We start from the raw sequence: 15,055 nt of genomic DNA on the forward strand, positions 1-15,055 counted from the left end.
CGTCTGATCCTTGATAACGAAACGAATGCTGTAGGAGTGTATTGTGCGTAAGTTGACTCAATGGGTAATGCTGGCAACTGTTCTTGTCGCGGGTCCTGCCTTGGCTGACATGAAAATCGCCGTTCTGAACTATCAGATGGCGCTGCTGGAATCCGATGCCGCGAAGAAATACGCCGTGGATGCCGAGAAGAAGTTCGGCCCGCAATTGACCAAGCTCAAGACTCTGGAAAGCAGCGCCAAGGGCATCCAGGATCGTCTGGTAAGTGGTGGCGACAAGATGGCTCAGCCTGAGCGTGAGCGTCTGGAGCTTGAATTCAAGCAAAAGGCTCGTGACTTCCAGTTCCAGTCCAAGGAACTGAACGAAGCCAAGGCCGTTGCCGACCGTGAAATGCTCAAGCAACTCAAGCCAAAGCTGGATCAGGCCGTGGAAGAAGTCATCAAGAAAGGCGGCTTTGACCTGGTATTCGAGCGTGGAGCTGTGATTGATGTCAAACCTCAGTATGACGTCACTCGCCAGGTCATCGAGCGCATGAATCAGCTGAAGTAATCCATGAGCACAATCATTAAACTCGGTCAGTTGGCCGAGTTCCTTGGCGCCACGCTACGTGGCGACAAGGACAAGCACATTACGGGGCTGGCCACTTTACAAGAGGCCGGCCCTGATCAGATCAGTTTCCTGGCAAATCCTCAGTACCGTAAGTTCCTGGTGGATGCCCGAGCGGCTGCTGTCTTGCTGAAGCCCGCCGATGCCGAAGGCTACGCTGGCGATGCCCTGTTGGTGCCGGACCCGTATCTGGCCTATGCCCGAATCTCCCACCTGTTCGACCCCAAGCCCAAGGCCATTGCTGGCGTGCATGCGACGGCCATCATCGCTGATGATGCCCAGGTCGACCCGGCGGCGAGTATCGGTGCCTACGCGGTCATCGAAAGCGGTGCGCGCATTGGCGCGAACGTGACCATTGGCGCCCATTGCTTCATCGGTGCCCGTTGCGAGATCGGTGAGGGTGGCTGGCTGGCTCCCCGCGTCACGCTGTATCACGATGTCCGCATCGGCAAGCGGGTTGTCATCCAGTCGGGCGCAGTCCTTGGCGGTGAAGGCTTTGGCTTTGCCAATGAAAAGGGCGTCTGGCAGAAGATTGCCCAGATCGGCGGCGTCTCCATTGGCGATGACGTGGAAATCGGCGTCAATACCGCCATTGATCGTGGCGCTCTGGCGGATACCCGGATCGGCAATGGCGTGAAGCTCGATAACCAGATCCAGATTGCCCACAACGTTCAGGTCGGCGATCACACGGCCATGGCCGCCTGCGTGGGGATCTCGGGCAGCACGAAGATCGGCAAGCATTGCATGCTGGCGGGCGGCGTCGGGCTGGTCGGGCATATCGAGATCTGTGATGGCGTTTTCATCACCGGCATGACCATGGTCACGCACTCGATCACCGAACCAGGTTCCTATTCCTCTGGCACGGCAATGCAGCCTGCTGCCGAGTGGCGCAAGAGCGCAGCCCGCATTCGCAAGCTCGATGACATGGCGCGCCGACTGCAGAAGCTGGAAAAGATCGTAGAGACAGTGACCTGTAACGGTAATGTTTCATCTGATGGCTGATACCTTTTTCATATCAAGCGTGCACAGTCGATAAACTGCCATCCTTGATGCAGAGGAGTGCTGCGCAATCGCGATGCACTCCCAATCTTTACTACAGGCTTCCCCACGAAATGATGGACATTAAAGAAATTCGCGAATACCTGCCTCATCGCTATCCGTTCCTGCTGGTGGACCGGGTGACAGAGCTGGATATCGAGAACAAAAGCATTCGCGCCTACAAGAATGTCAGCGTCAACGAGCCTTTTTTCAATGGTCACTTCCCTGATCATCCCATCATGCCGGGCGTCCTGATCATCGAAGCCATGGCTCAGGCGGCAGGCATTCTTGCTTTCAAACTGCTCGACACAAAACCTGCCGACGGTACCCTCTATTATTTCGTGGGTTCGGACAAGCTGCGCTTCCGTCAGCCCGTATTGCCGGGCGATCAGTTGATCCTCGATGCGAAGTTCCTGAGCTGCAAGCGCCAGATCTGGAAATTCGAATGTCAGGCCTCGGTTGACGGTAAAGCTGTATGCTCCGCAGAAATCATTTGTGCGGAACGCAAGCTATGAGTTTGATTGACCCTCGCGCAATCATCGATCCGACGGCCATTCTGGCTGATGACGTTGAGGTCGGCCCCTGGTCGATCATCGGAGCTGGTGTGGAAATTGGCGAGGGTACGGTTATCGGTCCTCATGTCATCCTCAAAGGGCCGACACGGATTGGTAAGCACAACCGCATCTACCAGTTTTCCTCGGTAGGTGAGGACACGCCCGATCTCAAGTACAAGGGCGAAGATACCCGTCTTGTGATCGGTGATCACAACGTGATTCGCGAAGGGGTGACGATTCACCGCGGAACCATCCAGGACCGCGCAGAAACGACCCTGGGCGATCACAACCTGATCATGGCCTATGCCCACATCGGGCATGACAGTGTCATCGGCAATCATTGCATTCTGGTCAACAACACGGCGCTTGCCGGGCATGTGCATGTGGATGACTGGGCAATTCTTTCCGGGTTCACGCTGGTCCACCAGTTCTGCCATATCGGTGCCCACAGCTTTTCAGGCATGGGCACTGCCATTGGCAAGGATGTCCCGGCCTTTGTCACGGTGTTTGGCAACCCTGCCGAAGCACGCAGCATGAATTTCGAGGGCATGCGTCGTCGTGGTTTCTCCGAAGAAGCCATCCATGCACTGCGCAAGGCCTACAAGACGGTCTACCGCCAGGGGCTGACGATAGATCAGGCGCTGGCCGAACTGGCCGAGCCTGCCTCTCGGTTTCCTGAAGTGGCCGTTTTTCTCCAGTCCATCCAGACTTCGACCCGCGGCATTACCCGCTGACCATGGCGAGTTCACTGCGTATCGCTCTGGTCGCTGGGGAAGCATCCGGCGATATTCTCGGTTCGGGATTGATGCGTGCCATCAAGGCGCGCCATCCCGATGTCGAATTCATCGGTGTCGGCGGTCCTCTGATGGAGGCCGAAGGCATGCGCTCCAGTTTCCCTATGGAGCGTCTGTCGGTCATGGGGCTGGTTGAGGTCCTGGGGCGTCTGCGTGAATTGCTGGCCCGACGCAAGTTGCTGGTCCAGCAGCTCATCGAAGAAAAGCCGGATGTCTTCATCGGCATCGATGCGCCTGATTTCACCCTCAATATCGAGCTTCAACTGCGTCGTGCCGGTATCAAGACCGTGCATTACGTCAGTCCTTCGGTGTGGGCGTGGCGGCAGAAGCGTGTCCTGAAGATCCGTGAAGGCTGCGACCTGATGCTGACGCTCCTGCCGTTTGAAGCCCGTTTCTATGAAGAAAAGGGCGTTCCGGTGCGTTTCGTCGGGCATCCACTGGCCGATACGATTCCGCTTGAGTCCGACCGTCCTGCCGCCCGTGCCGAACTTGGCCTGGGAGATGGCCCGGTGGTTGCACTGATGCCCGGAAGTCGCGGTGGTGAAGTCGGCCGTCTGGGAAGCCTGTTCTTCGATACCGCCGAACGGCTTCTGACCGAGCGCCCTGACCTGCGTTTCGTCCTGCCGTGCGCCAGCCCTCAGCGGCGGGCGCAGGTCGAACAACTGCTGCAAGGCCGTGATTTGCCGATCACCTTGCTCGATGGGCAGTCCCATGTCGCGCTGGCCGCTTGCGATGCAGTACTGATTGCCTCCGGCACCGCGACCCTGGAAGCCTTGCTGTACAAGCGTCCGATGGTGGTCGCCTACCGTCTGGCCCCACTGACTTTCTGGATACTCAAGCGGCTGGTCAAAAGCCCTTATGTTTCCCTGCCGAACCTGCTCGCCCAGCGTTTGCTGGTGCCGGAATTGCTTCAGGATGCTGCAACCCCTGAGACGCTGTCCCGGACGCTGTTGCCGCTGCTGGATGACGGGAGCGCTCAGACAGCCGGGTTCGACGACATTCACCGGACCCTGCGTCGGGATGCCTCCAATCAGGCGGCCGATGCGGTGCTGAGCCTGATGGGCCATCCCTCTTCACTATGAGTGCCTGATCAATGCAAATAGGTTTGGATTTCAATCTGGTCGAGGATCTGGTGGCGGGTGTCGATGAGGTGGGTCGTGGCCCGCTGTGTGGTGACGTGGTTACCGCTGCAGTGATTCTTGATCCTGCCAGGCCGATAGCGGGTCTCAACGATTCCAAGAAACTGACCGAAGCCCGGCGCGAGAAGCTGTTCGACGAGATTCGCGAAAAGGCCCTGTGCTTTTGTATTGCCCGGGCTGAAGTCCATGAAATCGACGAATTGAACATCCTTCATGCCACGATGCTGGCCATGAAGCGGGCCGTGGAAGGTCTGAGCATTACCCCCAAACTGGCGTTGATCGACGGTAATCGCTGTCCGAAACTGTCCGTTCCCTGTGCGCCGGTGGTGCAGGGCGATGCGAAGGTGCCCGCCATTGCGGCCGCCTCGATTCTGGCCAAGGTTACCCGCGATCGCGAGATGGCGGAGTTCGAGTTGATCTATCCCGGCTATGGCATGGGCGGGCACAAGGGGTATCCGACGCCGGTCCATCTTGAAGCGCTGGCCCGTCTGGGGCCGACGCCGATTCATCGGCGTTCTTTCGCGCCGGTGCGCGCGGCGCTTGAGGTGCATGCGTCCATGCCGACCGGCTTGTTGCGGGACTGACGTTTCCACCAAGGGTCGCTACAATCCCGACCTTCGTTTTTTGTGTTTTCGCGCTATAGGATCACCATGCCGGCTTCTTTCGTTCATCTACGCCTGCACACCGAATACTCTCTGGTCGATGGTCTGGTCCGGGTCAAGCCACTGGTCAAGGCATTGGCGAGCATGAACATGCCTGCCGTGGCGGTGACCGACCAGAACAACATGTGTTCGCTGGTCAAGTTCTACAAGACGGCACAGGGAACGGGCATCAAGCCGATCTGTGGCGCAGACCTGTGGTTGTCCGGCAAGGATGAAGACGCTCCGCTCAGTCGTATCAGTTTGCTGGTGATGAACCCGCTGGGCTACCGCAACCTGACCGAGCTGATTTCCCGAGGCTTCATCGAAGGGCAGCGCAACGGGCAGATCATCATCGAACGCGAGTGGGTGGCCCAGGCCAGCGAGGGCCTGATTGCCCTGTCGGCTGCCAAAGAGGGCGAAATCGGCATGGCCTTGCTGGGGAGCAATCCGGGTGAGGCCGATGAACTGCTGCGTGAGTGGATGGCGATCTTCCCCGATCGTTTCTACGTCGAAGTGCAACGTACCAACCGGGTCAATGACGAAGAGCACCTGCACGCCGCCGTTGCCCTGGCGGACCGCCTCGGCGCACCGCTGGTGGCCACCAACGATGTACGTTTTATCAAACAGACGGATTTCGAGGCGCACGAAACGCGGGTGTGCATCGGTGAAGGTCGCGCGCTGGACGATCCGCGCCGCTCACACAATTACAGCGATCAGCAGTACCTCAAAAGCCCCGAGGAAATGGCCGAACTGTTCAGCGACCTGCCCGAGGCGCTGGAAAACACGGTCGAGATTGCCAAGCGCTGCAACATCGACGTCAAGCTGGGTACCCACTTCCTGCCCAACTTCCCCATCCCGGACGGGATGACCATCGACGAGTATTTCCGCAAGGTGTCGTTCGACGGTCTGGAAGAGCGTCTGGCGGTCCTGCTGCCCCGCGATACCACTGAAGATTACGAAACCAAGCGACAGGTCTATGTCGACCGGCTGAATTTCGAGCTGGATATCATCATCCAGATGGGGTTCCCCGGTTACTTCCTGATCGTGATGGACTTCATCCAGTGGGCCAAGAACAACGGCGTGCCGGTAGGTCCGGGTCGTGGGTCGGGTGCCGGGTCGCTGGTGGCCTATGTGCAGAAGATCACGGACCTTGATCCGCTGGAATATGACCTGCTGTTCGAACGTTTCCTGAACCCGGAACGGGTCTCGATGCCCGACTTCGACGTCGACTTCTGCATGGACGGTCGCGACCGGGTGATCGACTACGTGGCCGAGAAGTACGGTCGCAACGCGGTCAGCCAGATCATTACCTTCGGTTCCATGGCCGCCAAGGCTGTGGTGCGCGACGTGGCGCGGGTGCAAGGCAAGTCCTACGGCCTGGCTGACCGCCTGTCCAAGATGATTCCGTTTGAAGTCGGCATGACCCTGGAGAAAGCCTTCGAGCAGGAAGAAATCCTGCGTGACTTCCTCAAGGTCGATGAGGAAGCGGCGGAAATCTGGGAGATGGCCCTCAAGCTCGAAGGCGTTGTACGTAACGTCGGCAAGCACGCCGGTGGTGTGGTTATCGCGCCGACCAAACTGACGGATTTCTCGCCGATCTATTGCGACGAGGCGGGTGACGGTCTGGTGACCCAGTTCGACAAGGACGATGTCGAGGCCGCCGGTCTGGTGAAGTTCGACTTCCTGGGGCTGCGGACGCTGACCATCATCGACTGGGCACTCAAGACCATCAACCGTGACCGGGCCAGAGACGGTGAAGAGCCTCTGGATATCGCGTTCATTCCTCTGGACGATGCGCCGACTTACCAGTTGCTGCAGCGCGCCGAAACCACGGCGGTGTTCCAGCTTGAATCGCGCGGCATGAAAGAGCTGATCAAGAAGCTCAAGCCCGACTGCCTGGAAGACCTCATCGCACTGGTTGCCCTGTTCCGTCCGGGGCCTTTGCAATCGGGCATGGTGGATGACTTCATCAACCGCAAGCACGGTCGCGCCGAACTGGCCTACCCGCACGTCGACTACCAGTACGAAGGGTTGCAACCGGTACTGGCTCCGACCTACGGCATCATCCTGTATCAGGAACAGGTGATGCAGATTGCCCAGGTCATGGCCGGTTACACCCTTGGCGGTGCTGACATGCTGCGCCGGGCGATGGGTAAGAAAAAGCCCGAGGAAATGGCCAAGCAGCGTGGCGGTTTCATTGAAGGTTGCAAGACCAACAACATCGATCCGGACCTCGCCGGTAACATTTTCGACCTGGTGGAAAAATTCGCCGGTTACGGTTTCAACAAATCCCACTCCGCTGCCTATGGCCTGGTGTCGTATCAGACTGCATGGCTGAAAACTCACTATCCGGCGCCGTTCATGGCGGCGGTACTGTCCGCGGACATGCACAACACCGACAAGGTCGTGACCCTGATCGAAGAAGTGCGGACCATGAAGCTGCGCCTCGATGCGCCGGACGTGAACATTTCAGAGTTCAAGTTCACGGTCAGCGACGATGGACGAATCCTGTACGGCCTGGGTGCGATCAAGGGCGTGGGTGAGGGGCCGGTGGAGGCCATTACCGAAGCGCGTGCCGCTGGCCCGTTCAAGGACCTCTTCGATTTCTGCGCCCGCGTCGACCTCAAGCGCGTCAACAAGCGGACGCTGGATGGCCTGATCCGCAGCGGTGCGCTGGACCGCCTCGGGCCTTACTTCTCGCATGAGCCCAAGGCATACCAGGCCAATATCGACCGTAATCGTTCGGTCCTGCTGGCTGCGCTGGAGGAGGCGATCCAGGCGGCCGAGCAAACGGCCCGCAGCCGCGACAGCGGGCACTCGGACCTGTTTGGTGGCTTGTTCGTCGAAGAAGATGCCGATGTCTATGCCAACCACCGCAAGACCCGTGAGCTGAGCCTCAAGGATCGCTTGCGGGGCGAGAAGGAAACCCTGGGCCTGTACCTGACCGGGCACCCGATCGATGAGTATGAAGGCGAAGTCCGGCGTTTCGCTCGCCAGCGAATCGTCGATCTCAAGCCTGCCCGCGATACCCAGACGGTGGCGGGGCTGATCATTGCCCTGCGGGTCATGAAGAACAAGAAGGGCGACAAGATGGGGTTCATTACCCTGGACGACCGCTCTGCCCGAATCGAAGCGTCGCTGTTTGCTGACGCGTTCCATTCGGCACAATCCCTTCTGCAGACCGATGCTATGGTGGTGGTTGAAGGGGAAATCAGTAACGACGATTTTTCCGGTGGCCTGCGGTTGCGCGCCAAGCGCGTCATGAGTATCGAGGATGCGCGTACCAATCTGGCAGAAAGCCTGCGCCTGACGGTGCATTCCGATGCGCTCAAGGGTGATCGCCTGCGCTGGCTGGGTGATCTGTGCAAGCGTCATCGAGGGGCATGCCCCATCACACTGGATTACACGGGGTCTGATGCCAGAGCGTTATTGCAGTTTGGCGAGGCGTGGAGAATTGATCCGGCGGACAGCTTGATTCAAGCTCTGCGTGACCAGTTCGGACGTGAGAACGTCTTCCTGCAGTATCGCTGAACGACTAGGCTCAGCCTGAACCTTTAATTTCGACCGGAAGACGCCCTTCCTCTGGATGGGGCGCTGACGGATCAACCGGCCGGCCTCTTGGCCGTCGACCCAAGACGGATGCCTATGAACCCGAATTTTCTTGATTTCGAACAGCCTATCGCTGACTTGCAAGCCAAGATCGAAGAACTGCGTTTGGTCGGTAACGACAACTCGCTGAACATCAGCGATGAAATCTCCCGGCTGCAAGACAAGAGCAATACGCTCACCGAAAGCATTTTCGGCAACCTGACCAGCTGGCAGATCGCCCGTATGGCGCGTCACCCACGCCGCCCTTACACCCTGGACTACATCGAGCACATCTTCACCGAGTTCGATGAGCTGCACGGTGACCGTCATTTCTCCGATGACGCGGCAATTGTCGGCGGTATTGCACGCCTGGACGACCAGCCAGTGATGGTGATCGGTCACCAGAAAGGCCGTGAAGTGCGTGAAAAGGTTCGTCGCAACTTCGGTATGCCGCGTCCTGAAGGCTACCGCAAGGCCTGCCGTCTGATGGAAATGGCCGAACGTTTCAAGATGCCGATCCTGACCTTCATCGACACGCCGGGTGCCTACCCGGGTATCGACGCCGAAGAGCGCAACCAGAGCGAGGCGATTGCCTGGAACCTGCGTGTCATGGCGCGTCTGAAGACGCCGATCATCGCAACCGTCATCGGTGAAGGCGGCTCCGGCGGCGCACTGGCCATTGGTGTCTGCGACCAGTTGAACATGTTGCAATACTCGACCTATGCGGTTATCTCGCCGGAAGGGTGTGCGTCGATCCTCTGGAAGACGGCCGAAAAGGCTCCGGATGCAGCGGAAGCCATGGGCATCACCGCCGAGCGCCTCAAGGGCCTGGGCATCGTCGACAAGGTGATCTCCGAGCCTCTGGGCGGTGCGCACCGTGATCCGGCAGCGGCTTCCGCCACTATCCGTGCCGAGCTGAGCAGCCAGTTGGCCATGCTCAAGAAGCTGGACACCGATGCACTGCTGGCGCGTCGTTATGAGCGCCTGATGAGTTACGGCGTCTGAGTCTTGGTAAAAGCGGATGATCTCTGTGGGAGCGAATTCATTCGCGAAGGCGGTTTAACGACTTCTTTCGCGGATGAATCCGCTCCTGCAGGGCTCTTCTGTGTACAGACATGATCTCCCCGCCAGGCTGCTTCAGGCCTTGGCACCCTGGCGTAACGCGCCTGTCTGGCATGTCGGTTTCTCCGGCGGCCTAGACTCCACCGTATTGCTGCACCTTCTGGCAGAACTCGCGACTCGCGAAAAGCTGCCGCCTCTCCATGCCATTCATGTCCACCACGGTCTGCAGAAAGCTGCCGATGGCTGGCCGGACCATTGTCGACAGGTCTGCCTGAAACTGGGTGTTCCCCTGCAGGTCGTTGCCGTACAGGTAAAGGCTGCCCCCAGTATCGAGCAGGCTGCCCGTGAGGCTCGCTATGAAGCCTTTACCGGATTGCTGGGGGGCGGAGAGCTGTTGCTGACCGCGCAGCACTGTGACGATCAGGCCGAGACATTGCTGTTCCGCCTTTTGCGAGGGGCAGGGGTGCGTGGGCTTGCCGCCATCCCAAGACAGCGGGTGTTGGGGCGCGGGCATCTGGTGAGGCCGTTGCTGGCGTTTTCCCGTACCGAGCTGGAGCATTATGCGCACCGGCATGGCTTGAGCTGGATCGAAGATCCCAGCAATGACGATCACCGGTTCTCGCGCAACTTTCTGCGTCAGCAGGTATTGCCTCTGCTGGCTTCTCGCTGGCCTCAGGTAACGTTCAGTCTGGCACGGACCGCCGAGCATATGGGCGAAGCGCAGCAGTTGCTGAGCGAGCTGGCCGAACAGGATCTGACCAATGCCCGTCCCGTGACACCTTTTGCATGGCTCGGTCTGCCGGTTTTGGCGCTGGAGCCGCTGGCCAGTCTGTCTGCTGCCCGGCAACGCAATGCACTGCGCCATTGGCTGGCGCCGTTGACCCGCTTGCCGGACACCGATCACTGGGCTGGCTGGCAGGCCTTGTGTCATGCGGGCGAAGGAGGGCGACCGCTATGGCGACTGGCCGATGGGGAATTGCACCGTGCCGGAGGGCATGTGTGGTGGCTGTCGGGGAGCTGGCTGCAACTGCCGGATGTGACACTGGACTGGCTGGACACCGGCACACCTCTGCTGTTGCCCGGCAATGGCCTGCTCAGGCTTGAAGGCGATAGCCCGGACGGTCCGTTGCAGGTGCGCTATCGCCAGGGGGGGGAAGTCATGAATCTACAGGGGCGTGGGCATCGCGATCTCAAGCGCTTGCTCAATGAACGCGATGTGCCGTTGTTCGTGCGCGGCAGATTGCCGCTGCTTTACCGTGACAATGAATTGCTGGCGGTCGCCAACCTCGCCGGACTGGACGGTGCGTGCCATGGAAACTGGCGCTTGAGCTGGGTTGCACCGACGAGCGACCAATGTTTGAGCTGAAAGGCCCTTTCAGGTAGACTACGCTCCCTTCTTGATACAGCTTCTGTTGGCTCTTTTGAATCAATTGAAGTTGCCGGTTACCAACCAGTGTTTACTGGGCGATTTCTTAAAATGTGGCGCCAATGGGCAGGCTTAGTGCCAGTCGGTTCAAACGCAGCAGTTTCGGGAGTGCACCGTGAATTTTGTCGGTAATCGGGGGCTTCGGCCTTCCTTCGCTTTCCCCGGCGGCTCTGACCGCTTTAACGCAGACTTCTAGGGTTTTTCATGACGCGCTACATCTTCGTCACGGGCGGTGTTGTTTCTTCATTGGGGAAAGGCATTGCCTCGGCTTCATTGGCGGCCATCCTGGAGGCGAGGGGACTTAAGGTCACCATGCTCAAGCTGGACCCCTACATCAACGTGGACCCGGGCACGATGAGTCCCTTCCAGCACGGTGAAGTGTTCGTCACCCATGACGGCGCCGAAACCGACCTGGACCTTGGTCACTATGAGCGGTTCATCCGCACCACCATGACCCAGAACAACAACTTCACCACCGGCCGTGTGTACGAACACGTCCTGCGCAAAGAGCGCCGTGGTGATTATCTGGGCGCGACCATTCAGGTCATTCCGCACATCACCGACGAAATCAAGCGCCGCATCATCAAGGGTGCCGGTGATGCCGACGTTGCTCTGGTCGAGATCGGCGGTACGGTCGGTGACATCGAGTCGCAACCGTTCCTGGAAGCCATCCGCCAGCTGCGCGTCGAGATCGGTGCCAAGCGCGCCATGCTGATGCACCTGACGCTGGTTCCGTACATCGCCACTGCTGGCGAGACCAAGACCAAACCGACTCAGCACTCGGTCAAGGAGCTGCGCTCCATCGGCCTGCAGCCTGACGTCCTGATCTGCCGCTCCGACCACCACGTCGATGTGTCCTCGCGTCGCAAGATCGCGCTGTTCACCAACGTTGAAGAGCGTGCGGTGATTTCCCTGGAAGACGCCGATACCATCTACAAGATCCCGGGCATGCTGCACGCCCAGGGCCTGGATGATTTCGTCGTCGAGCGTTTCGGCCTGCAATGCAACAGCGCCGACCTCTCCGAGTGGGACAAGGTCGTCGACGCCAAGCTGAACCCGGAGCACGAAGTCACCATCGCGATGGTCGGCAAGTACATGGAACTGCTCGACGCCTACAAGTCGTTGATCGAGGCCATGAGCCACGCCGGTATCACCAACCGCACCAAGGTGAACCTGCGTTACATCGATTCCGAAGACATCGAGAACAAGGGCACCAGCCTGCTCGAAGGCGTGGATGCCATTCTGGTTCCGGGCGGTTTCGGTCTGCGTGGTGTCGAAGGCAAGATCACTGCCGTTCAGTTCGCCCGCGAGAACAAGGTTCCTTACCTGGGTATCTGCCTGGGCATGCAAGTGGCCGTCATCGAGTTCGCCCGTAACGTGCTGGGCTGGAAAGACGCCAACTCCACCGAGTTCGACCGTGGCAGCGCTCACGCTGTCGTGGGTCTGATCACCGAGTGGGCAGACGCCACCGGTGCCGTGGAAACCCGTACCGAAAGTTCCGACCTGGGCGGCACCATGCGCCTGGGTGCGCAGGAGTGCCAGCTTGAGGCCGGTTCCCTGGTTCACGCCTGCTATGCCAACGACGTGATCGTCGAGCGTCACCGCCATCGCTATGAAGTGAACAACAACCTGCTGCCGCAATTGATCGAAGCCGGCCTGAAGGTTTCCGGTCGCTCCGGTGACGGTGCGCTGGTCGAAGTGGTCGAGGCTCCGGATCATCCATGGTTCGTGGCCTGCCAGTTCCACCCTGAGTTCACCTCGACGCCTCGTGACGGCCATCCGCTGTTCAGTGGTTTCGTCAAGGCCGCGCTGGCTCAACATCAGAAGAACGCCTGACAGGGATACAGAACATGGCTCAGAAAATCATCCGTGTAGGCTCGATCGAGATTGCCAACGACAAGCCCATGGTCTTGTTCGGCGGCATGAACGTGCTCGAGTCCCGGGACATGGCCATGCAGGTCTGTGAAGAATATGTGCGGGTGACCGAAAAGCTCGGTATCCCGTATGTGTTCAAGGCCAGCTTCGACAAGGCCAACCGCTCGTCCATGCACTCCTACCGTGGCCCAGGCCTGGAAGCGGGCATGCGGATCTTCGAAGAGATCAAGAAAACCTTCAATGTTCCGCTGATCACCGATGTCCACGAGCCTGAGCAGGCGGCGGTCGTTGCCGAAGTCTGCGACATCATCCAGCTGCCGGCTTTCCTGTCGCGCCAGACGGACCTTGTCGTTGCCATGGCCCGTACCGGTGCAGTGATCAACATCAAGAAGGCCCAGTTCCTTGCACCTCAGGAAATGAAACACATCCTGAACAAGTGCGAAGAAGCTGGTAACGAGCAGTTGATCCTGTGCGAGCGCGGTTCCAGCTTCGGTTATAACAACCTGGTCGTGGACATGCTCGGCTTCGGCATCATGAAGCAGTTCGACTACCCGGTCTTCTTCGACGTGACCCATTCCCTGCAAATGCCGGGTGGTCGCGCCGATTCCGCCGGTGGTCGTCGTGCCCAGGTCCTGGAACTGGCCAAGGCTGGCATCAGCCAGAATCTGGCGGGTCTGTTCCTCGAGGCGCACCCCGATCCAGACAACGCCAAATGCGATGGCCCCTGTGCCTTGCGTCTGGACAAGCTGGAGCCGTTCCTGGCCCAGCTCAAGGCTTTGGATGAACTTGTCAAAAGTTTTCCGACAGTCGAGACCGCTTGAGCCCGGTTCTCCGGTAAAGTGCCGTCCCCCGTCCTTGCGTCGGGGGCTGTCTCATTCAGGCCTGCCCTGTTTCTAGCCTGACAGCGATAATCGTTTTTTCCCAGCTGCGTCGTTTTCGTCAATCTTGGAGTGTTTACAACAATGGCAAAAATCGTCGACATCAAAGGTCGTGAAGTTCTCGACTCCCGTGGCAATCCCACCGTGGAAGCAGATGTGCTCCTCGATAACGGCATCATCGGCACAGCATGTGCGCCGTCCGGTGCTTCTACCGGCTCGCGCGAAGCGCTCGAGCTGCGTGATGGCGACAAGAGCCGTTACCTGGGCAAGGGTGTTCTCAAGGCTGTAGCCAACATCAACGGTCCTATCCGCAACCTGTTGCTGGGCAAGGATCCGGTTGATCAGAAGGCACTGGATCAGGCGATGATCGCGCTGGACGGTACCGAGAACAAGGCCAACCTGGGCGCCAACGCCATCCTGGCCGTCTCCCTGGCCGCAGCCAAGGCTGCCGCGCAGGATCAGGATCTGCCGCTGTACGCACACATCGCCAACCTCAATGGCACTCCGGGCGTCTACTCGATGCCGGTTCCGATGATGAACATCATCAACGGTGGCGAGCATGCCGATAACAACATCGATATCCAGGAGTTCATGGTTCAGCCGGTCGGCGCCAAGACCTTCTCCGATGCGCTGCGCATGGGCACCGAGATTTTCCACCACCTCAAGGCTGTTCTGAAGGCTCGCGGCCTGAACACTGCCGTGGGTGACGAGGGTGGTTTCGCACCTAACCTGGCTTCCAACGAAGACGCTCTGGGCGCCATCGCCGAAGCCGTGGCCAATGCCGGTTACAAGCTGGGCACCGACGTGACCCTGGCTCTGGACTGCGCAGCCAGCGAGTTCTACGAAGACGGTAAATACAACCTGTCCGGCGAAGGTCATTCCTTCGACGCTGCCGGTTTTGCCGATTACCTGGCCGGTCTGACCCAGCGCTACCCGATCATTTCGATCGAAGACGGTCTGGACGAGTCCGACTGGGCTGGCTGGAAGGTCCTCACCGACAAGATCGGCGAGAAGGTGCAACTGGTCGGTGACGACCTGTTCGTGACCAACACCAAGATCCTGAAAGAAGGCATCGACAAGAAGATCGCCAACTCGATCCTGATCAAGTTCAACCAGATCGGCTCCCTGACCGAGACGCTGGAAGCCATCCAGATGGCCAAGGCTGCCGGTTACACCGCCGTGATCTCCCACCGCTCCGGTGAAACCGAAGATTCGACCATTGCCGATCTGGCAGTCGGTACCTCGGCCGGTCAGATCAAGACGGGTTCGCTGTGCCGCTCCGACCGCGTTTCCAAGTACAACCAATTGCTGCGTATCGAAGAGCAACTGGGTGCCAAGGCCGTATACCGTGGCCGTGCAGAGTTTCGCGGCTGAGTCGTAGATGGTAAAAGACATCGGGTGCTGTAGAAAAAACCGGCCTTGCCGACATATCCTGCAGCCCTGATGCGGACGCTCC

Annotated in this window: 12 protein-coding genes; all 12 read left to right on the plus strand. The window is 59.1% G+C overall.

The window, feature by feature from the left end; all coding sequences use genetic code 11:
- Positions 1-43 precede the first annotated feature (43 nt).
- The 12 genes from ACIPY9_RS02410 to eno all read left to right on the plus strand — a co-directional run bounded on the left by ACIPY9_RS02410 (position 44) and on the right by eno (position 14,973).
- The gene (locus tag ACIPY9_RS02410; RefSeq protein ID WP_400696706.1) at positions 44-547 is read left to right on the plus strand and encodes an OmpH family outer membrane protein; all 504 of its coding nucleotides are present in this window, start codon (positions 44-46) and stop codon (positions 545-547) included.
- Positions 548-550: 3 nt separating this feature from the next.
- Positions 551-1,606 carry a UDP-3-O-(3-hydroxymyristoyl)glucosamine N-acyltransferase gene (gene lpxD / locus ACIPY9_RS02415; RefSeq protein WP_400696707.1) on the plus strand — a complete coding sequence of 352 codons (1,056 nt, stop codon included), beginning with the start codon at positions 551-553 and terminating at the stop codon, positions 1,604-1,606.
- 110 nt (positions 1,607-1,716) lie between these two features.
- A complete protein-coding gene (gene fabZ, locus ACIPY9_RS02420) occupies positions 1,717-2,157 on the plus strand; it encodes a 3-hydroxyacyl-ACP dehydratase FabZ (protein WP_400696708.1) in 441 nt (146 codons plus the stop codon).
- Positions 2,154-2,930, plus strand: coding sequence for an acyl-ACP--UDP-N-acetylglucosamine O-acyltransferase (gene lpxA, locus ACIPY9_RS02425; protein WP_400696709.1), 777 nt, complete (start codon positions 2,154-2,156; stop codon positions 2,928-2,930). The genes fabZ and lpxA overlap by 4 nt, the downstream gene beginning before the upstream one ends.
- Positions 2,931-2,932: 2 nt before the next feature.
- A complete protein-coding gene (lpxB, locus tag ACIPY9_RS02430) occupies positions 2,933-4,072 on the plus strand; it encodes a lipid-A-disaccharide synthase (RefSeq protein WP_400696711.1) in 1,140 nt (379 codons plus the stop codon).
- 11 nt (positions 4,073-4,083) lie between these two features.
- A complete protein-coding gene (rnhB, locus tag ACIPY9_RS02435) occupies positions 4,084-4,713 on the plus strand; it encodes a ribonuclease HII (protein WP_400696712.1) in 630 nt (209 codons plus the stop codon).
- A 66-nt stretch (positions 4,714-4,779) separates the two neighbouring features.
- A complete protein-coding gene (gene dnaE / locus ACIPY9_RS02440; RefSeq protein ID WP_400696713.1) occupies positions 4,780-8,301 on the plus strand; it encodes a DNA polymerase III subunit alpha in 3,522 nt (1,173 codons plus the stop codon).
- Positions 8,302-8,415: 114 nt separating this feature from the next.
- Positions 8,416-9,363 carry an acetyl-CoA carboxylase carboxyltransferase subunit alpha gene (locus ACIPY9_RS02445; RefSeq protein ID WP_400696715.1) on the plus strand — a complete coding sequence of 316 codons (948 nt, stop codon included), beginning with the start codon at positions 8,416-8,418 and terminating at the stop codon, positions 9,361-9,363.
- 100 nt (positions 9,364-9,463) lie between these two features.
- Positions 9,464-10,786, plus strand: a complete 1,323-nt coding sequence (tilS, locus tag ACIPY9_RS02450) for a tRNA lysidine(34) synthetase TilS (RefSeq protein WP_400696717.1) — start codon at positions 9,464-9,466, stop codon at positions 10,784-10,786.
- A 264-nt stretch (positions 10,787-11,050) separates the two neighbouring features.
- Positions 11,051-12,682, plus strand: a complete 1,632-nt coding sequence (locus ACIPY9_RS02455) for a CTP synthase (protein WP_400696719.1) — start codon at positions 11,051-11,053, stop codon at positions 12,680-12,682.
- 14 nt (positions 12,683-12,696) lie between these two features.
- Positions 12,697-13,542, plus strand: a complete 846-nt coding sequence (gene kdsA / locus ACIPY9_RS02460) for a 3-deoxy-8-phosphooctulonate synthase (protein ID WP_400696720.1) — start codon at positions 12,697-12,699, stop codon at positions 13,540-13,542.
- A gap of 141 nt (positions 13,543-13,683) precedes the next feature.
- Positions 13,684-14,973: a phosphopyruvate hydratase gene (eno, locus tag ACIPY9_RS02465; protein WP_400696722.1), complete on the plus strand. Its 1,290-nt coding sequence runs from the start codon at positions 13,684-13,686 to the stop codon at positions 14,971-14,973.
- Positions 14,974-15,055 lie beyond the last annotated feature (82 nt).

The organism is Pseudomonas sp. NPDC089734, from assembly GCF_044748865.1.
Lineage (GTDB): Bacteria > Pseudomonadota > Gammaproteobacteria > Pseudomonadales > Pseudomonadaceae > Aquipseudomonas.

What these genes read in the sequence shown, in the direction of transcription:
- lpxD (WP_400696707.1), top strand. Translation starts at nt 551, where the DNA reads ATGAGCACAATCATTAAACTCGGTCAGTTGGCCGAGTTCCTTGGCGCC.
- fabZ (WP_400696708.1), top strand. Translation starts at nt 1,717, where the DNA reads ATGATGGACATTAAAGAAATTCGCGAATACCTGCCTCATCGCTATCCG.
- lpxA (WP_400696709.1), top strand. Translation starts at nt 2,154, where the DNA reads ATGAGTTTGATTGACCCTCGCGCAATCATCGATCCGACGGCCATTCTG.
- lpxB (WP_400696711.1), top strand. Translation starts at nt 2,933, where the DNA reads ATGGCGAGTTCACTGCGTATCGCTCTGGTCGCTGGGGAAGCATCCGGC.
- rnhB (WP_400696712.1), top strand. Translation starts at nt 4,084, where the DNA reads ATGCAAATAGGTTTGGATTTCAATCTGGTCGAGGATCTGGTGGCGGGT.
- dnaE (WP_400696713.1), top strand. Translation starts at nt 4,780, where the DNA reads ATGCCGGCTTCTTTCGTTCATCTACGCCTGCACACCGAATACTCTCTG.
- ACIPY9_RS02445 (WP_400696715.1), top strand. Translation starts at nt 8,416, where the DNA reads ATGAACCCGAATTTTCTTGATTTCGAACAGCCTATCGCTGACTTGCAA.
- ACIPY9_RS02455 (WP_400696719.1), top strand. Translation starts at nt 11,051, where the DNA reads ATGACGCGCTACATCTTCGTCACGGGCGGTGTTGTTTCTTCATTGGGG.
- kdsA (WP_400696720.1), top strand. Translation starts at nt 12,697, where the DNA reads ATGGCTCAGAAAATCATCCGTGTAGGCTCGATCGAGATTGCCAACGAC.
- eno (WP_400696722.1), top strand. Translation starts at nt 13,684, where the DNA reads ATGGCAAAAATCGTCGACATCAAAGGTCGTGAAGTTCTCGACTCCCGT.